Consider the following 18,303-nt stretch of genomic DNA (forward strand, 5'->3'; position numbering starts at 1 on the left):
AGCAAGCTCAAAAACCACCCCCCTGGGCCTTAAAGGTTAATCGTAGACTTGAACCATTTTAAAGGAGGAAGCATGGATTTTTCCCGACACCCCATGTTCGCTTGGTTAAAAGATCTTCGCCGGGAGTTTCATCGCCGCCCGGAAACGGCCTTTAATGAGATAGAGACAACCGCCAGGATTAAAGAAACCTTGAAGGCGCTAGGGCTTGAGCTGAAGAAGCTGGATGGCCTTGAGGTCGGCGCGGTGGGTGTTTTAAAAGGAAGGCCCGGCAAAAAGGTGCTGGGGCTAAGGGCCGACATAGACGCCCTTCCCATCCAGGAATTAAATAACGTGCCGTATAAATCGCAATACCGGGGCCGGATGCACGCCTGTGGGCATGACGCCCATGCGGCGATCATGCTGGGCGTGGCCAAGAATTTAATTGAATCCGGCCAGGCGCAAACAATCAGCGGCAAGGTCAAGTTTATTTTTCAGCCCGCCGAGGAAACATTAAAGGGCGCACGGGCCATGATCAAGGCGGGGGTGCTGAAGGAACCTGCGATGAACCGCATCCTGGCGTGCCACATGTGGACCGAGGGCAAGGTGGGACAGGTGGGGCTATACAGGGGGTTCAGTCATGCGGCAACGGATTTTTTTAATTTGACCATTACCGGCAAAAGTACGCACGGCGCCCGTCCCCACAAAGGTAACGATCCGGTGGTGGCCGGGGCGCACTTTGTGACGGCGCTCCAGACCATCGTCAGCCGAAACATCAATCCCATCGATACCGGCGTTGTGACAATCGGTAAATTCGCCGGAGGCACGGTCGCCAACATCATTCCGGACAAGGTTGAACTGGCGGGGACCATTCGCACATTTACCGGCGAGGGACGGGATTTGGTCATCAGCCGGCTCAAGGAAATGATCGCCGGTATGAAAAAAGCATTTCGGGTAAAGACCCAATTCAGGTTTGTCGAAGGGGTCGCCGCCTGCAACAATACCGAAGCGGTTTCCGAGACCCTCTATGACGCCGCCATAAAGGTGGTGGGTAAAAAAAATGTGTCCTTTATCAGTCGCACGACGGGTGGCGAAGATTTTGCCCTGTTTACCGAAAAAATCCCCGGCGCCCTGGTGCGCCTGGGCTGTATGAACCCTGCCAAGGAAATCGTCCATCCTTTACACGCTTCCAGGTTCGATATAGACGAAAGCGTTATGCCTCTCGGGGTTGAAATTATTTCGCGGGCGGTTGTGGATTATCTGGGCTGAAAATGCTTTAAAACCTTTAAATGTATTTTCGAAAAACCAGCGCAAAGATCAGAATAATGCATAACCCGACTGCCACACCGGTAAAGGTGAGATTGATCCCATATATATCGATCAAATAGCCGATAAGTGGAGTGGTTATGCCGGCAAATTCGTCTCCTATCAAATAAAAAGACCGCAGCGATAATCAGCAAGAATTGTCAAACACGTAATATGAATATTGAAATACTTCGTTCCGGTAGTCGTATCAAGGAAGTTTCAAAGCTGCGAACGACTCCGGCGTTACAGTTGGTAAACGATCTGGTTTTATCTTTAGCTAAAAGCGTACGGCAATTAGCGTTTCCACTTCGGCAATTGCCCAGATTCTGCGACGTCATGGTTAGTACAATTAGTAAACAATGTCCCCCCTTTTATTTTTTTCGCTTTGCGCAATAAATTTTACAATCTGTAAAATAAAATGACGCTTTTTTCCGCCAATTTGTCGCAGTCAATCCTATAAAGTTGTTTTTATTTGTTTTTTTATTATTTAACCGTTGGCATGTTTCTTGATTTAAAAAAATAGAGTTGGCTTTTATTCCTTGAGACCTTTAAATTAGAGTCAGGAACAATCCATCAACAATTTTTCAATCTCTTGGAAGGATCACGTATGAAAATACTTACGGAAGGCAGAAACCCCCTGTTCATGGATCCCGACCCGGACAAGGCGCGGGCGTTTTTCGAAACCAAATCCCGGGCGATGACCGACAAGCGTATGACCGTAAAGGAGGCTGTGGAGAAATTCATACCGGATGGCTGCTATCTGGCGATCGGCGGATTCGGCTCGAATCGCATCCCGACGGCGGTCATCCATGAAATCCTCCGGGCCCGCCGCAAAAACCTTGGCTTCCTTGGACATACCTCGACCCATGACTTTCAGCTGCTATGCGCCGGCCGCTGCATCAACCGCGTGGATGCGGCCTATATTGTCGGTCTGGAGGCACGGGGGCTGTCGCTGAACGCGCGGCGGATTATGCAATCCGGTGAGGTTCAGGTGTGCGAGTGGACCAATTACGCGTTGGCGGCCCGTTTAAAAGCCGCCGCTGAAGGCGTTTCTTTCGCGATCATTCGCTGTATGCTGGGAACTGACACCTTCGAAATGTCCGGCGCTAAAATCGTTGTGTGCCCTTTCACCGGCAAAAAGTTTGCCGCTGTACCGGCGCTATGGCCGGATGTGGCCGTCATTCACGTACACCAGGCGGATATTTACGGCAATTGTCAGATCAGGGGGATTTCCGCCGCCGATCTGGAGCTGGCCCGCGCTACCAAGCACTTAATCGTCACCGCCGAACGATTTGTGGACAACCTGAGCATCCGAATGCGGCCGACCCAGACATCCATCCCTTACTATCTGGTGGACGGTGTTATCGAGGTGCCTTATGGAAGTTATCCGGGGAATATGCCCTACCACTACTTTTCGGATGAAAAACATCTCGCTGAATGGCTCCGGGTCGAAAAAGATCCGGCTGAATTTGCCAAATTCCTGGACGACCACATCTATGGGGTTTCCAGTTTCCAGGAATATCTGGACCTGTGCGGCGGTCTGGCCCGGCTCAAGGAACTTCAGGAACTTGAAAACCTGGTTGACAAACAGGAAAGGAGAAACCTGCCTTGAAAGATGAATACAACAAGACAGAAATGATGATTTGTGCGTCTTCCCGCTATCTGGAGGACGGCAAAACGGTTGCCGTCGGAACCGGTGCGCCCTGTGCCGCGGCCATGCTGGCCCAGAAGACGGCTTCACCGAACCTGGTGATCCTATTTGAGGCCGGCGGCTTCGCTCCCCTGCTGCCGCAAATGCCGATCTCGGTCGGTGATTCACGAACCTTTTTCAGAGGAATAATGGCGGCCGGAATGATCGAAATGATGACGACCTGCAGCCGCGGTCTGGTAGACTATGGTTTTTTGGGCGGTGCCCAGATCGACCGGTACGGCAACATCAATTCGACGGTTATCGGTGATTATTACCGGCCTAAGGTCCGTTTTCCCGGCAGTGGCGGGGCCAATGACTTTGCCTCCTTATGCTGGAAAACACTGATCATGACCGTCCACAGCAAAGCACGCTTCGTGGAGAAATTGGATTTTATCACCAGCCCGGGATATCTTTCCGGCCCCGGCGCCCGGGAAGCGGCCGGCCTCCCCCCGGGAAGCGGGCCCTACAAGATCATTACCGATCTGGCTGTTCTCGGATTTGATCAAGAAACCAAACGGCTGAAAATTGAATCCGTTCACCCGGGGGTAACGCTGGAGCAGATTAAAGAAGAAACCGGCTTCGATTTGCCCGAAGCTGATTTTATCCGAATGACACCGCCCCCCACCAAAGAGGAATTAAGAATTTTAAGAGGAGAAGTGGATCCCTTGCGACTGATTATCGGCCGATAACCCGAGCCGCAAGCTGCAACCGGCTCGGCTATATTTTTGCGAAATGTTTGGCTTGAAACGGACAGCAGGATTTCCATTTGGGGGTCGCTTCGAGCGTAAGGCCTCCGGGCAGGGGGAAAGCGCTGTCCGCTGACACACACGGGCGCATAAAGATGCCGGTTCAGCACCCAACGCGGCGACCGGGTGTTCGATATGTTTTTAAAAGCGAAGAGATAGATTCATGAGCATTCGAGGGCTGTCCAAGCTGTTTTTCCCTTCTGCCCTAGCGGTGCTAGGTATTGATGAGGGGACGGAAAATCCCGGGCGCCGTGTTTTAGCAAACATCGTCGCGGGCGGATATCAAGGCGCCGTCTACCCGATTTCTAAAAACGTCGGCCAGGTAAATGGACTGCCGGTGTACGCAAACCTTGCGGCCGTCAAGAAGCCGATTGATCTGGCGATTCTTTCCCTGGCGCCGGAATATATACCGACCGCTATCGAGGCTTGCGGACAGGCCGGCGTGAGCGGCGTCCTCATCCCCTCTTTGAAGGCGACGCCGGAAGAGGCGATCGCGCCTATCCGGGAACAAGCCCGCAAAACAGGCGTTCGTGTGATCGGCCCGCACGCCTGGGGGATTTGCAGCCCCTGGACTAGCCTCAACGCCGGTTTCGGACGACAACTTCCTCCGGCCGGCGAGCTGGCCGTCATATCTCAAAGCAACGCGATCTGTTCCAATCTTCTTGATTTATCCATTTCCAGGCACATCGGCCTGAGTTTGCTGGTTGATTTGGGAGACATGGTTGAGGTTGACTGTGCGGACCTTTTGGATTACAGCGCCACTCATTTCAGGGTCGGCGCTATCCTGCTGTATGTCGAACATATTGGCGACATGCGCAAATTCATGTCCGCCGCTCGTTCCGCCGCCCGCCTCAAGCCAGTTGTCGTACTTAAGTCCGGTAGATGTTCCAGCATTTCGCAGACAACGAAAACACCTTCAGGAAAACTCATCGACGAAGATATCGTCTACGATGCCGCCTTCGCGCGGGCAGGCATCGTTCGAGTGGCAACCGTCGAGCAGCTGTTCGATTGCGGCGATTTGCTCAGCAAACATCCGCGACCCCGGGGGTCAGGCCTTTCTATCGTCAGCAATGCTCGGGGACCGGCAGTGATGGCCGTGGACGCGCTGCAGAAGCACGGTCTGAAACCGCTGCCCCTGAGCAGCGAAATCCTGGCGGCGCTTGCCCCGCTTGTCGAAACGTCTGCCGACCGGCCGCATACCGCCCTGACGTTACCGGCCGATATACCGGCCCGGCCCTTGGGCCAGCTCGTTTCCCGCTGTCTTGACGCCAAAGAAGTACAGACGCTTCTCGTCATTCTCGTTCCCCGATTTCTAACAGACCCGGACGCAGTGGCCCGTGCAATCACTGGTGCCGCTGATAAAAAAAGCGCCCCGCTCATTGCCGTGTGGATGGGTGAAAACGGCTGTGAAAACGGGCGCCGGATTCTTTGTGAAGCAGGCATCCCGACCTACGATGTCCCCGAGCGGGCTGTGGAAGCATTCTTAAATCTAACCACCTACGCCCACAATATTCAACAGCTGCAGGAAATTCCACCGCGGCTTTCCGGACGTTTTGCCACCCATCGCGCCCGCGCCCAGGCCGTTATGAGAATCGCCCTGCAGACAAACGACTGCGTTCTCGAAGGCAGGCGTGCGCTGATGTTCCTTCAGGCGTATGATATTCCGGCAGACTGTTTTCCGGCCGTTCATGCCTGGGGAACCGCAGAGGAGTCGGAACTGTTGTCCGCAACAAATTGTCCGGCGTCTGCTTCTGCCGACGACGGCTCTTCCATGGCCACGGTGAAAGTGCCGGAGGGTCGTGAATCGGCGGATGAGACAGCTATCAGCCCCGAAAGCCGCCAGGCGGACGCAACCATCTGCCTGGTGAGCCGGCAGCTGCCTCCTTTCGGACCCGTCATCCTGTTCGGTACAGGCAGCTTGCCGCCGGAGCTGTCCACGGACTTTGCCGTGGGGCTGCCGCCCTTGAACCGGTTGCTGGCCCGTCAGCTCATGGAGCGTACGATGCTCTACCGCTTCCTCTGTACGAAATCCCCGTCCGCTGTCCCCTTCCTGGAAGAACTGCTGGTCAACTTCTCGCATCTCGTTACCGATTTGCCTGAAATCCTCGAACTGGAAATAAATCCCTTGGCGGTCTGCGGAAGCCAGGCCCGGGCCTGTAACGCCCGGATCTTCATCCAACCGTCGGACAAACGCTCGCCCCTGCACCTGGTCATCAGCCCTTATCCGGATGAATATGAAGTCAACACGGTCACCTCCGGCGGTATTTCACTCTTCCTTCGGCCGATCAAACCGGAGGATGCCCCGCTGCTGCAGGAGTTGTGGTCGGAGCTTTCACCCCGCACCCTGTATTACCGATTCGCCAAACCGGTTACGGATTTAACGCCGGCGCTGCTGGCTCGATTCACCCAGATCGATTATGACCGGGAAATTGCGCTGGTGGCGCTTCAGCCAAGCGCCGCCGGCCAGCGGATGCTCGGGGTGGCACGTCTGATAAGCGCTCCGGGGTCCGATACGGTCGAATTTGCTATTATTGTCGGAGACCCCTGGCAGGGTCAGGGGGTCGGCGCCGAGCTGCTGCGGCGCCTGGCGGTCATTGCCGTTCGCCGCGGATTCAAGACCCTCTGGGGGCTCGTGCTGCGGGAAAACCGGGCCATGATTGACTTGGCACACAAACTGAGATGGCCGGCCTTCTCCGACGCCGACTTCTCCGAAGTTGAGGTTCGCCTGGATCTGACCACTGTAAAAGAGTCTGAAATTCTGGAGGCAACCGGCGGCAAAAGTCGATTCTAAATTTTTTTAAAATATAAAAAGCAGTTGTCCGTAAAAGACCTAAATAAAGAAGCTGCAGCGATAATCAGCATGGGATTTTAAATTGAAATATGAATATTGAAATACTTCGTTCCGGTAGTCGTATCAAGAAAATTACAACGCTGCGAACGCTTCCGGCTTTGCAACTGGTGAACGATCCGGTTTTTATCGTTAGCTGAAAGTGCACGACAAATAGGCGTTTCCACTTCGGCGATTGCCCAAATTCTGCGGCGCCAAAGTTAGCACAATTAGTAGAATGTCTCCCTTTTTCCAACAATGATTTAAAAAAACCTCTTGACATTTAAACTCCCGGTATCAGATCGGCCAATACCGGTGTGCCTGTTTGAGAGGAGACTTAATTAAATGTATTTTCGAAAAATCAATGCAATGGTCGGGATTATACATAACCCCACGGCCACGCCGGTAAAGGTGAGATTGATGCCATAGATATCTATCAAATGGCCGATGAGGGGGGTTGTGATGCCGGCAATTTCCTCTCCTATCAAATAATAAATCCCCAGAACCGTTGTCCGCCGGCCGACCGGAACCACATCTGCGATCAGGGACAACATACTGGGCATCCTTACGCTCATGGTCATTCCATACAGCAGCAGCAACACCAGGAGCGGAATGCCGTAGGGGGCTCTCGTAACCGCAAGGAGCAGCGGGCCGGAAAGGGAAAGGGAGAACAGGATCACTTTTTTTCGCCCAAACCGGTCCGATAAAGCGCCCCCCAGCGGCGCCCCGATAATCCCCGAACCGGCAATCAGGCTGATCACCAATCCGGCCAACTGTGGTGATATGCCGTGGCGATCCACCATGTATAACGGCAAATAAGACCGCACCCCTGCAGAAAATAGCTGAATCGTCACCGACAGAAAGGCTACGATTCCGAGGGAAACAATAATCTGCGACCAGCTTATCTGCTGCGCCCCCTTGCCGGTAGATTCGTTGCTGCGGCTGCCGGTTTCCGACCGTTCTGGTTTTGTGTCCGGCGCTTCAATATCTCCTTTAATTTCAGTCGTTGTGAGCAGCAGGATAACCCCGACCAGGAGGGCCGGCAGGGCCAGTATGAAAAAAGGAGCCCGCCAGGTACTGAAAAGGTATGCGACCCCCAGGGCCATGGCCGGCGTCAACAAAAAGCTGGCGCTACCACCGGTATTATGAAAGCCCAAAGCCCGGCCTCTTTTTTGCGCAAGAAAAACCTGGGAAATAAAGGATGTGGCAGGCGCATGGTAGGATGCGCTGATGACGCCCATGGCAACAAAAAAAGGTACCATCTGGCCGTAGGACTGGGTGAAGCTCACGCCGATGCCGGTCAGGGATATACAGATCATGCCCCAGATGATGATAAGGCGGCTGCTGAATCTGTCTGCAAGCATGGCCATGGGAAGTTGGGCAAGCCCGTAAGAAATCGTGTAGCAGGATACCAGGAGGCCTGATTGAAAATAATTCAGCCCTAAACTTTCACGCATCAACGGAAGCAGCGGAATCAAGACGCCGGTGCATACATGGTAACTGAAATGAGCCAGCATGAATTGAGGGATAAGATATTTGGAAGCTGCTTTTGGCATCTGTTCAAGCTGAGTTCGAATTTTTTTACACTGTAAGCCCCATCTCCGTGGGGTGCAACGCATGAAAGGCGCTATTGGCTAACATATTGAAGAACAGAAGTCAATCAGACGGCAAACAGGATAGCGTCTCTTTTAAAGTTGTAATTATTTCAGGATTAATTTAAAATCTGGATGAATATTCCTTTACAAACAAATTTGCTATGTCCCCTGCCAGGGGCAAGCACAAGACCAAAGCCTGTCCCCTATCAACGGGTTGTCAATCGTTCCCTGTTAAAAATCATGCAGCACGGGAGGAGATATGTTTGATGGTTTTAAGACTAAGGACATAAAGACCGGCGGGGCCGTGATTCATCTACGCCATGGCGGCAACGGTCCGCCGCTGCTCCTACTGCACGGCAATCCCCTGACCCACGTATCCTGGCATAAAATCGCAAACCGCCTGGCCGAAAACTTTCATGTGGTTGCCGCTGACCTGCGCGGGTACGGAGACAGCTCGGCGCCCGATCCCGGTGAAAACAATATAAATTTCTCTTTCCGTTCCATGGCGCTGGACCAGGTCGAGGTAATGGAGGTGTTAGGATATAAACGGTTTTTTGTGGCAGGGATTGACCGCGGGGCGCGCACCGTGCATCGCATGTGTCTGGATCATCCCCCTCGCGTAAAGAAAGCCGCCATTATCGATATTTTACCCAATTACCATGTCTGGACCCACGCCTCTAAAGCATGGGCCACAAAGTCCTGGCACTGGCTGTTCATGATACAGCCCTATGATTTACCCGAAAGGATGCTGTCCGCCGTCCCGCCGGAATGGTATATGGAGAAAAAGATCTCAAAGTCCGGGATCGGGTTAAAACCGTTCACAAAGGAAGCTTTTGCCGAATATGTGCGCTGTTTCAATGAAAAGACCATCCGGGGCTCCTGCGCCGACTACCGGGCCTGCGCCACCTGCGATTTTGAGATGGACACGGCCGACAGAGACAAAAAGGCAAGGTGTCCCCTGCTGGTGATTTGGGGGGCCAACAGCCATACCGGCAAAGTACACGGAGATGTCCTCGCCGTCTGGAAAAACTATGCAATCGATGTCATCGGCGGGCCCATTAACTGCGGCCACTACGTGACCGAGGAAGCCCCGGACGAAGCCTATGAATGGTTCATGAGGTTTTTTATGGAAGAACCCGATTGTCGTTAGAAATTATTCCCCATAAAAAAATCCTCAAAAAGCAGTGCTGTTATTGCGGCAATAAAAGGCAAAATGACCGAAGACAGCAGCCGGATCATTGCAAACCGCGGGCCCATCATGGGAAGTTCAAATGCAAACAGGCGGTGAAGCGCGAACACGGACCAGGAAGTCAAATAGGCGACCAACGGACCAATGCCTGCGCCCGCCTTAAAAATAATGGCGACAATGGGAAAACAGATGATCGGCCCTCCCGGCGTCAATCCGCCCGCCATAGAACCGATAAGTATTCCCTTCATTCCGGAATCCTTACCCAGCCAGTTAGCCACCAGCTCCGTTGGAACAATGACGGAAAAAAAACCGGAAACCAGAATCGCCATGAAAATTCGCGGTATCATAATCAGGAGGTTGTCACCAGCAATTTTGGCCCCCTGAAGATGGAGCCGTCCTGGTCGGAAAAACGCAATGCCGCCCATTATCAAAGCCAGAATCCACATGCCGATAGAGATCGCATCCATAATATTATTCCTGTCCCTCTGCGAGGGGGTCTTCAAAAAACCGCGACAGTTTTTGAGCGCTCAGCCCCGCCACTAACGGGAGTATCAAAGAGACAAAAAATCTTAACGCGGTAAACTTCACCCCCATAAAAGGAATTTCCCATATGGCAATACGATAAATACTCAGAACACTCCAAGATGTCAGATAGGCAACCAGAGGGCCATAGCCGGCCCCGAGTTTAAAAAGGGCTGCCACCAGCGGGAAAGAAATCATGGGCCCGCCCGGCGTGATCACACCAACGAAAGTAGCGATTAAAATTCCGCGCAGGCCTGATTTGGCTCCCACCCATTTTATGATCAGGCCCTTGGGCAGGAGCACCTGAACAAATCCTGCCAGGATAAAGGCTGCCAGCAGCCTGGGACCCACCAGAACCACCATGGACCAGGCAGCTTTCAGCCCTTTTAAAACCGCTTCGTTTCCCCCCTTGGCATAACAGCCATAACCGGAAAGAAGTGCGATCCCGGTAAAAACCAAAAAGGATTTGTCGGTAAAAATTTTTTTCATCTTTTCGATAGTGAATCGTATTAAAATTTGTGGCTGAAGAGGTGAAACGGTTATGATAGCCGGATGTAGCTAAAAATAAGGCCTCCCCGTTATGAGAAGTTCCCGGCACACAACGGAGGTGGCCACCAGTGATTTGTATTTGGAAGCCATTTCAAAACCCGACCAGAGGCCTGGTCTGGTGTTTTAAAATGACTTCTAAACAGTGTCATTGACGCTTATATGCCACACATGCTCATATTACAAGTCTCAAATGATGACCGCAGCGTCACAGTTGTGTTTGCTATTTAGGGCAGGAATCCCACACCGGTTGCCTTTTCCGGCAACCGGCCGGTTCATCGAATGGTAACGAAATTTCCTGTTTGTGTTTCTGCCTTTCAGGCGGCTTTATCAAGGCAATCCGGCTGGTACCAGGTGGCAGGCGCCAGCGGTTTCAGATTCCAGGCGGCTCTGGCCTTGTCGCAACGCTCATTGGGGATGCCGCTTTCCCAGGAAGGCGTGAAATTTCGGCAAACCGAAGCGCGGTGCTCATAAATGCTGCAGCATACTGCAATTCCGATCTGGCCCTCCAGGGCGATACAACGCGGCCGGGGACTATGGGTGCCCTTCATTACCACATAGAAATCATTTAACTTTTCGGTGAGATCCGGCGGTACCCCGCTGAGATCATTGCTTTCAGCCCAGTAAAAGGAAGCCCGGTAATAGGCGCAGCAGGCCCCGCACCTCAGGCAGGGATTTACGTGATGCATCATGACTTTTAAAGCCTTTATTATGGCTGTTACATACGAATATTTAAAGAGATATTAACCCGATGACGGCGCGGGAATATGCACCAAAAAGATGATTTTGGCAAGAAGAAAATGAATGCTGAGAAGCAGAGCTCTCCGGAGGTGAAAGGCAATCTCTAAACCCAATCGGGTTAATCGGAATAACCCTTGGGTCCGAATAAGGGCGGTTCATCGTTTTCCGGCGCAATTTCGGCCTTGGGTTGCGTCGGTTTTTTTTCCACATTGGGTTGGGAAGACGGAACCGTGGGCAGTGGCTGGTCAGACGGTCCGGTCGGCCGGTTTGTTTGGGACGGGTTCTGTTTTTTTTCACGCTGCAGGGGGGGCGCCGTTAAAGGAAGGGATTCCTTTTCCGGCAAAACCGGCTTTTCCCCCTTAACAGCAGGACCTGGTTTTATTGCCGGCCCGGCGGGTGGAATAACCGCAGTCGGGATCTCTAGATCCGAAGCATCAGCCGGTCGGCTTTTATCGGGCGGCACCGCTCTTTTGTCCGGTTCCGTTTGGGGTTGCGTCTTGGCAGGCGCGGGACTGCCCGCGGGTTCCGGCCGGACAATTGTCTCGGGCGTCGGCAGCTTGGCTTTTTTTTCCATACCGAAGCCGGCCAGAAAACTTTTCGGCATCGGATTACGGGTTATCAGCAACTTGGCCGGAATCCGGATGTCATTTCCAATAATGATCCTGTTGGGATCCAGCGTCGGGTTGGCATTGGCAATGGCCATCCAGCTATCCAGGCTCCCGGTGTACCACTTGGCAAGAATGGATAGGGTTTCACCCTCCCATCTGACCTGATGCACGTAATAACCCTCGTCCCAAAAAATCAGCTTGTTTAGCTTGTTTAAATAGGTGCAACTGCTGCAAACCAGCGCCAGCAGGAGCCCGATCATCCCCAAACGAAGAATATGAATAAAGGATTTTTTCAAATAAATTCCTGTCTATTTCCTTTTTACACGGTCAATTCGATCCAGGTATTCTTTGGCAAGTTTATTGTTCGGATTTGCTTCTATGGCCAGTTTAAGGTTTTTGACAAATGGTTCCCGCTTGCCAAGCCGCTGCTGAACAATTGCAAGATTAAACAAGGCCTCATCCATAAAAGGCGGAGAAAGTTTAACCGTGCGTTCGAACATTTCCTCGGCCTTCCCGTAATTTTTTATTTTGGCATAAATATAACCGAGATTGTAGAAGGTGTTGGGATGCTGCGGGTTTAATTCGGCTGCCTTGCTGTATGCTGCGATGGCTTTTTGATATTGTTCCCGGTGCGTATAAAAAAGCCCAAGTTGAAAAAGTGCTTCGGGGTCTCCCGGATTCAACTCAACCGCCCTGATAATTAACCCTTCTGCCTTTTCGGGATCTGCCCCAGCCAGCTCTGATGCCTGTCCCAGCAATGCTTTGGTATAGTACGGCAACAGTTCCCCTTTTCGAGAGGGGCTTTCCGAAACAGCCTTTTGTAACAATTCAGCTGCTTTTGAATACTGCTTTTCTTCAAAAGCGGTCACGGCGGCGGCCCTTAATTTGTCCGAACCTGCAGGGCTTAAGCCGCCACCGCTGTCGCCGGACAAGAACACCTTTCGGTAAACAAATAAAGACCATAGCACAAGTATCCCCACAAAAAAAACCGCAGCCGCATACTTTACGCCGCGCCTTTCGCTCCAATTGGATTTTTCGGCAGTGGTTGATACTGCGGCTTTTTCTTCGGCCGGCCCCGGGTCCGGCTCGATCACCTCGGTTATGTTTGAAGCTGCGTCTTCGAAACCTGTTAATGTGTCTGCCGTGTCGTATCCTGCGCCCGGGAGCTCCGTCGGCGCCTGAACCTGCATTGCGGCACGCATCGCCAGATCTTCATCTGAAATCTCTTTCTCAAAGAGACGATGCATATACTGAGAAATACCCTGGGTAGACGGCCGGTTCGGCAGCTTATTTAACAGCCCTTCAATGTCCGCCTGCATTTCACCGCTGGAAGGGTAGCGGTCGTCCGGATTTTTGGCAAGTATCCGGTTGAGAATTCTAAAAAGCTCGGGATATCGATAACCAATCACATTTTCAGGCGGCTCAAACCGGGCTTCACGCACCCGGGAAAGCACCTGGAGGGTGTCTTCGCCGGTATACATCCGCCGGCGCGACAGCATTTCATAAAGGAGTATACCCGTCGCAAAAATATCGGAACGATGATCAATCACCTTGCCATCGGCCTGTTCCGGTGACATATAAGCGACTTTTCCCTTGATAATCCCCACCTGGGTGTCTTTGCTCTGGTTCCTGGCTTTGGCAATGCCAAAATCAATAATTTTCACCTGCCCGCTGAACGTTATCAAAATATTCGGCGGGCTGATATCCCGGTGGATAATTCCCAACGGTTTTCCCTGAAAATCGCGCAGCTTATGAGCGTATTCCAGCCCGTCACAGATCTGGGCGGTGATGTAAAGCGCTGTTTCCAGATCCATCGGCATGTTTTTTTGTTTGGACTTATTTGTCGACAGGCGCAGGTCTTTGCCGGCCAGCAATTCCATGGCAATGAAATAGCTGTTTGCCATGGTGCCGAAATCATAAATCTGGACAATATTCTGGTGCTGCAGCAGGGCCGCGAGCTTGGCCTCATCAATAAAAGAAGATACCAGAACATCATCGAAAGCAAGGTACGGAAGGATTTTTTTAACGGCGACAATCTTCTCAAAACCCCGATCGCCGATGATTTTGGCCCGGTACAACTCGGCCATACCGCCGGAAGCGATTTTGTCCATCAGCAGATATTTTCCATATTGTCTGGGTTGAAAAGGTGTCATATCCCGTGGTCAGAATGCCTGGATACTGTAAAGCGTCTATATAGATTTTCCATAAAAGCCCGTTATAGCCAGATTATCCTATCAATACGCCGATCGTCAAGGGGATTGCTTCAGGGTTTTACCCAAATTATTCTTTAAACATCAAATGGATATATCCATACTGATTGTTCAGGGGTAACGATAAAATCAATTTTTGGTTTTTGCTGTCCCAGACCTTCTGGGTTTTTGTGGAATCGGTGGGAGGCGTGATGGATTCTGTAATTCTTTTTTCAAGTTCTTCAAAAATGGTTACGGCTACAAACGCCGCATTTTGTACGATCTGGAAACCAAACTTTGAAAGCCTGTTCTCTTTGTACCACAAATAAGCGATGGTCCCGAACCGGGTCTTCTTTTTATCATTTTGATCCACGACCGGCATGATCGTGTAGTCGTCACCGGAAAGATAGTTTAATACGGAATTTTTGGACAAATACGGCATCTCACCCTTTTCCGGCCTTAAAATCAGCCGGGCAAAAAAACCGACTTTTTCGATGCCGTGAGATTGCAATTGGGGGACATCCAACGCTTTTCCCAGAATGATCGGGTAATTATTGACGCTAAAGTTTAAATTTTCACACAATGAATCCTTCATGCTTCATCACAATCCTTTTATGAATAAATATTGATAACCACATGGATATACACGATCCCGCTGAAAATTACCCTCTTGGCGCTGAATCGCAGTTTTCGTGATCCTTTACCACAACACTCCGGGTTAAACAACCCGAGACTCTTTAAAAGGGTTTTTTGCGAGCGAATTCAGCCGCAGGCACGACTGCGGGCCTACCGCGGGGTATGTTCCCATCATTTCAAAACAACTATATTCCGAGTTTTATTTAATTTTATCTTTGTTCTATCGTCTCTGCCAAAAATATGATATTAACCTGCTTACGGAAGTGTCCCAAGCACAGCCCGCAGGTTTATTTCCGGAAAATTGCCTACAGGAAGGCCGGATTTCATCCGTCTTTCCGTTGCAGCTAAACACATATCTTTAAAAATTCGGCAGCGATGACAGACACCTTGACATATGAGGAGCTTGAATACCGCGTAAGGATACTGGAAAACGAGGCTCGCTGGCGCAAGCAGGCGGAACAAGCCCTGCAGGAGAGCGAAAAGCGATTTAAGCTGTTGTTTGAGTACGCACCGGATATGTTCTTCATCTGTGATGAAAGCGGTGTATTGATTGACGCAAACCGCGCGGCTGAAAAGTTGACTGGGTATGAACGCCATGAGGTGGTTGGAAAAAGCCTCCTGTCTCTCGGTATTTTGCCTAAAAATCAGACCCAGAAGGCTGCCGAGCTGCTTTACAAGATTTCACGAAAAATACCCACCGATCCGGAAGAAATTACCATCATTAGAAAAGACGGCCAGTCCATCAATGTTGAACTGCGGTCCTACCCGGTTGATCTGGGGGGACGTCCGTTGGTCTTATCCACCGCCAGAGATATTGACATTCATAAACAGACCATCGAGCTCATCAAAAAACGCGAAGAAAAATATCGGAAGAGTTTCGAATCCGCTCCGGCGCCGTTCGTTCTCATAAACGCCGCAACCGCCGAAATTGAAGATGCCAATCATGATGCGCGGGCGCTTATGGGCTACTCCCGGGAAGAGTTGCAGAAAAGCAATTTGCAGGACCTGCTGACCGATCTGGAAAATGCCCCCCTGCACCTGCCGGACTTACTGAATGAAAAGCCAGACGGTCCTAATTTCTTTTTCTGTAGTTTCAAAACAAAGCACAAGGGTATTAAAGAAGGAACATTTCTTTTCAGTAGATTTAAGTCCGATGATCAGAACCTTATTGTCGGAAGAATCAGTACCAAGGATAATGCCGACCGATAATCCAAACCCTTCAGATTTGTTCCGGCCGTTCCGCCTCGGGCGAAACTGTAGGTAATCTTTTTTTAAACAGTGAATTACCATAAAAACTATTAAATTTATAAACATCCCACCATAGTCACGGGACCAATACGATTTTATCGGAAAACCTATACCCAACACCCACTTGCAAGTCCGACTGTCATCTTGAACCTATCCGTGGAGTATAGTTCATGGTCCGACGCAACAGGATCTTTTTAGGACTGCTGGCATTTTTTGCAGTTGCGTTTACGACCGCCCCTTACAGCTTCAGTCAGGATACAACGATATCCTCCGGCTTTAGCGTCATCCTTGTACCGGATACCCAGTATTATACAAAATATTATCCCCAGATTTACCGCCAACAGACCCGCTGGATCGCCGACAACCGCGACAGGCTCAATATCAAATTTGTTATTCACATGGGCGATATCACCCAGGACAACACCACGAGGCAGTGGCAAGTTGCCGATAAGGCCCATCAGATACTCGACCAGGCCGGTATCCCCTTCAGCGTGGTTCCGGGAAATCATGACATGCCAAGCGATGGACTGGGCCGAAAGCGCGACACTTCTCTGTTCAACCGCTATTTCGGTCCTCATCGGTTTGCGGGAAAAACCTGGTATGGCGGGCATTTGGGCCCCGGCAATGAAAACAATTACAGTTTTTTTGACAGCGGCGGTCTGAAATTCATGGTGCTCGGCCTTGAATTTGCGCCAACCCGGGCAGCCCTTGCGTGGGCCAATGACATCGTCCGTAAATTCAAGGATCATCGCGTCATTGTTGTTATGCACTGCTATCTGGCCAAATCGCCCGCAGGCGACACCGGTGCGGGCGGCTATCAAAAAAATTGCGCCGAAAGATATCATCTTGACGGCAGCGGCGGTGATACGGTCTGGAAAAATCTTATCCGTCGGCATCAAAACATATTTATGGTTTTATCCGGCCATGTGCATGATGTTGAACATAAGAAGCGCATCGGTCTATCCGGCAATCCGATCCATGAAATTTTAACCGATTACCAGAGCGAGCATCCGGGGGGAGATATTGAAAAACCCAAAAGCGGAAACGGCTGGCTGAGAAGCCTGTTGTTCTTTCCGGATGAAAACAGGATCGATGTCCGGCCCCATTCGGTTATCGGTGAAAAAGGGTTTTATCTGATTTCGCAATACGATCCCGATCCCCGGCATAACGACCACGCTTTTTCAATTGAATACCGCATGAAAAACCGGACGCCTTAAGACGCTTTATACCCGAACCCTATAATTTACACTCCGTGTAAGGTGTGGCAACCTGTATCAGCAGGGCGGAGATAAACATCAGACCGCCCAGATAGAGAAACACCAGGGTAAAGTTCCCACCGGAGCTATCCAGCAGATAGCCGCTCAGCCAAGGCCCCAGGGCTCCTGAAAAAAAACCAAAGGCGGTAAAAACCAGTCCGAAGATGGATCCGAAGTGCGCCATTCCGAAGCAGTCGCTCACAAACGGGGCGGATACGGCAAACAGGGTTCCAAACGCAAACCCCACGACGGCGGCCAGAACCGCCCAGCCAGCGAGACCATCCACGTGTGGAAACAGAAGATAGGCACAACCTGCCAGGAAAAAAGCGCTGCTCATGACCCGTTTCCGGCCGACCTTGTCCGAAAGAAAACCACTCACCAGGCGACTCGTGCCATTGGTGATATTAAATGCCATCAGCAGGACCACCGCCTCTGCGCCGCCCAGCCCGCGGGCCATGCCGAAAGGTATCGACAAGGGTCACCATTGCAATACCGGCGGCGCCCACAAACGCATTGGTAAACCACAGCAGCCAGAACGAACGGGTCCCCAGGCTCTGCCGGATGGATAATGAAAGTGTACCGTCACCATGGGTGGGGGCGCCGGCGGCAGCGACCGGAGATGACGCAGCGGGCAGGCCAATGCCGGCTGCGGCGGCCAAACCCGCCAGCAGCAAGCTGATCCCCGCCAGCCGTGTCATGGTCATGTAGCCAAGGGATTGAAGCATATGGCTGTAAACCGGCGCCATGAGGGCTCCGGACAGGCCGAACGACATGCTGACCAGGCCGGAGACAAGACCCTTTCGACCGGGAAACAGACGCTGCACGACCATCAGCGGGGGTAGATAACAAAAGGCCGATGAAGCGCCCGTTAAAAAAGCCCAAAGATATACACCGTTCATGTGTGACGCCCGGCCGAGCATCATGAGGCTGGTCCCGTATATGATCGCGCCCATCCCCGCGATCCAGAATGGCCGCAGCCGTTCCTGCAGGCGCCCGATCAGGAACATATGCAGACCGGCTGCAGCCAAAACATAAAACAGAATTTGACCGGTTTCAGCCCTGCCGGCGTTAAAGGTCTTCTGCCAATAAGGCCCCATAACCCCCGGAAAACCGAAAATCAGAGAGCCGGGAATAAACGCCGTCAGGCAGGCTGCCAATAACACCCAATATGCCCGGTATTGCCGGTCCGGTTTAGAAGTCTGTAGGTTCATCCCTCACCTCTGGTTCTG

The 18,303-nt window shown here is 51.7% G+C and carries 16 protein-coding genes; 7 read left to right on the top strand and 9 right to left on the bottom strand.

The features are described from left to right. Window positions 1–72 precede the first annotated feature (72 nt). From P1P89_00805 to P1P89_00820, 4 genes are all read left to right on the top strand, one after another. On the top strand, window positions 73–1,245 hold the full coding sequence (locus P1P89_00805) for an amidohydrolase (GenBank protein ID MDF1590023.1): 1,173 nt from the start codon (window positions 73–75) through the stop codon (window positions 1,243–1,245). 643 nt (window positions 1,246–1,888) lie between these two features. Next, window positions 1,889–2,893 (top strand): CoA transferase subunit A, encoded by a 1,005-nt coding sequence (locus tag P1P89_00810; protein ID MDF1590024.1) that lies wholly within the window; start codon window positions 1,889–1,891, stop codon window positions 2,891–2,893. Continuing rightward, window positions 2,890–3,660 (top strand): 3-oxoacid CoA-transferase, encoded by a 771-nt coding sequence (locus P1P89_00815; protein MDF1590025.1) that lies wholly within the window; start codon window positions 2,890–2,892, stop codon window positions 3,658–3,660. The genes P1P89_00810 and P1P89_00815 overlap by 4 nt, the downstream gene beginning before the upstream one ends. 220 nt (window positions 3,661–3,880) lie before the next feature. Next, a complete protein-coding gene (locus P1P89_00820; protein ID MDF1590026.1) occupies window positions 3,881–6,508 on the top strand; it encodes a GNAT family N-acetyltransferase in 2,628 nt (875 codons plus the stop codon). Window positions 6,509–6,885: 377 nt separating this feature from the next. Here P1P89_00820 and P1P89_00825 read toward each other — a convergent pair whose 3' ends face one another. Continuing rightward, window positions 6,886–8,100, bottom strand: a complete 1,215-nt coding sequence (locus P1P89_00825; protein MDF1590027.1) for an MFS transporter — start codon at window positions 8,098–8,100, stop codon at window positions 6,886–6,888. Window positions 8,101–8,398: 298 nt separating this feature from the next. Between P1P89_00825 and P1P89_00830 the strand changes: the two genes are divergently transcribed. Beyond that, the gene (locus P1P89_00830; GenBank protein ID MDF1590028.1) at window positions 8,399–9,289 is read left to right on the top strand and encodes an alpha/beta hydrolase; all 891 of its coding nucleotides are present in this window, start codon (window positions 8,399–8,401) and stop codon (window positions 9,287–9,289) included. On the opposite strand, the gene P1P89_00835 is transcribed toward P1P89_00830, so the two are convergent. The 6 genes from P1P89_00835 to P1P89_00860 form a co-directional block, all read right to left on the bottom strand. Beyond that, window positions 9,286–9,795, bottom strand: a complete 510-nt coding sequence (locus tag P1P89_00835; protein ID MDF1590029.1) for a permease — start codon at window positions 9,793–9,795, stop codon at window positions 9,286–9,288. The genes P1P89_00830 and P1P89_00835 overlap by 4 nt on opposite strands. A 4-nt stretch (window positions 9,796–9,799) precedes the next feature. After that, on the bottom strand, window positions 9,800–10,339 hold the full coding sequence (locus P1P89_00840; protein MDF1590030.1) for a permease: 540 nt from the start codon (window positions 10,337–10,339) through the stop codon (window positions 9,800–9,802). 374 nt (window positions 10,340–10,713) lie between these two features. Next, a complete protein-coding gene (locus tag P1P89_00845) occupies window positions 10,714–11,088 on the bottom strand; it encodes a YkgJ family cysteine cluster protein (GenBank protein ID MDF1590031.1) in 375 nt (124 codons plus the stop codon). 167 nt (window positions 11,089–11,255) lie between these two features. Then, window positions 11,256–12,041: a hypothetical protein gene (locus P1P89_00850; protein ID MDF1590032.1), complete on the bottom strand. Its 786-nt coding sequence runs from the start codon at window positions 12,039–12,041 to the stop codon at window positions 11,256–11,258. A 12-nt stretch (window positions 12,042–12,053) separates the two neighbouring features. Then, window positions 12,054–13,856 carry a protein kinase gene (locus P1P89_00855; protein ID MDF1590033.1) on the bottom strand — a complete coding sequence of 601 codons (1,803 nt, stop codon included), beginning with the start codon at window positions 13,854–13,856 and terminating at the stop codon, window positions 12,054–12,056. Window positions 13,857–14,025: 169 nt separating this feature from the next. After that, complete coding sequence (locus P1P89_00860) at window positions 14,026–14,529, bottom strand: hypothetical protein (protein MDF1590034.1); 504 nt, start codon at window positions 14,527–14,529, stop codon at window positions 14,026–14,028. A 416-nt stretch (window positions 14,530–14,945) separates the two neighbouring features. On the opposite strand from P1P89_00860, the gene P1P89_00865 reads away from it, so the two are divergent. Both P1P89_00865 and P1P89_00870 read left to right on the top strand, forming a co-directional pair. Continuing rightward, the gene (locus tag P1P89_00865; protein ID MDF1590035.1) at window positions 14,946–15,779 is read left to right on the top strand and encodes a PAS domain S-box protein; all 834 of its coding nucleotides are present in this window, start codon (window positions 14,946–14,948) and stop codon (window positions 15,777–15,779) included. Between the two features lie 209 nt (window positions 15,780–15,988). Beyond that, a complete protein-coding gene (locus P1P89_00870; GenBank protein MDF1590036.1) occupies window positions 15,989–17,035 on the top strand; it encodes a metallophosphoesterase in 1,047 nt (348 codons plus the stop codon). Between the two features lie 19 nt (window positions 17,036–17,054). Here the strand turns inward: P1P89_00870 and P1P89_00875 are convergent, their stop codons facing one another. Both P1P89_00875 and P1P89_00880 read right to left on the bottom strand, forming a co-directional pair. Then, window positions 17,055–17,531, bottom strand: a complete 477-nt coding sequence (locus tag P1P89_00875; protein ID MDF1590037.1) for an MFS transporter — start codon at window positions 17,529–17,531, stop codon at window positions 17,055–17,057. Continuing rightward, complete coding sequence (locus P1P89_00880; GenBank protein ID MDF1590038.1) at window positions 17,479–18,285, bottom strand: MFS transporter; 807 nt, start codon at window positions 18,283–18,285, stop codon at window positions 17,479–17,481. Before P1P89_00880 ends, P1P89_00875 begins: the two co-directional genes overlap by 53 nt. Window positions 18,286–18,303 lie beyond the last annotated feature (18 nt).

The organism is Desulfobacterales bacterium (assembly GCA_029211065.1).
In the GTDB taxonomy this organism is placed as follows: domain Bacteria; phylum Desulfobacterota; class Desulfobacteria; order Desulfobacterales; family JARGFK01; genus JARGFK01.

Coding starts and splice junctions, on each gene's coding strand:
- P1P89_00835 (MDF1590029.1), bottom strand. CDS start 9,795: ATGGATGCGATCTCTATCGGCATGTGGATTCTGGCTTTGATAATGGGC.
- P1P89_00855 (MDF1590033.1), bottom strand. CDS start 13,856: ATGGACAAAATCGCTTCCGGCGGTATGGCCGAGTTGTACCGGGCCAAA.
- P1P89_00880 (MDF1590038.1), bottom strand. CDS start 18,285: ATGAACCTACAGACTTCTAAACCGGACCGGCAATACCGGGCATATTGG.
- P1P89_00845 (MDF1590031.1), bottom strand. CDS start 11,088: ATGATGCATCACGTAAATCCCTGCCTGAGGTGCGGGGCCTGCTGCGCC.
- P1P89_00865 (MDF1590035.1), top strand. CDS start 14,946: ATGACAGACACCTTGACATATGAGGAGCTTGAATACCGCGTAAGGATA.
- P1P89_00825 (MDF1590027.1), bottom strand. CDS start 8,100: ATGCCAAAAGCAGCTTCCAAATATCTTATCCCTCAATTCATGCTGGCT.
- P1P89_00875 (MDF1590037.1), bottom strand. CDS start 17,531: ATGGCCCGCGGGCTGGGCGGCGCAGAGGCGGTGGTCCTGCTGATGGCA.
- P1P89_00805 (MDF1590023.1), top strand. CDS start 73: ATGGATTTTTCCCGACACCCCATGTTCGCTTGGTTAAAAGATCTTCGC.
- P1P89_00860 (MDF1590034.1), bottom strand. CDS start 14,529: ATGAAGGATTCATTGTGTGAAAATTTAAACTTTAGCGTCAATAATTAC.
- P1P89_00870 (MDF1590036.1), top strand. CDS start 15,989: ATGGTCCGACGCAACAGGATCTTTTTAGGACTGCTGGCATTTTTTGCA.
- P1P89_00810 (MDF1590024.1), top strand. CDS start 1,889: ATGAAAATACTTACGGAAGGCAGAAACCCCCTGTTCATGGATCCCGAC.
- P1P89_00830 (MDF1590028.1), top strand. CDS start 8,399: ATGTTTGATGGTTTTAAGACTAAGGACATAAAGACCGGCGGGGCCGTG.
- P1P89_00840 (MDF1590030.1), bottom strand. CDS start 10,339: ATGAAAAAAATTTTTACCGACAAATCCTTTTTGGTTTTTACCGGGATC.
- P1P89_00820 (MDF1590026.1), top strand. CDS start 3,881: ATGAGCATTCGAGGGCTGTCCAAGCTGTTTTTCCCTTCTGCCCTAGCG.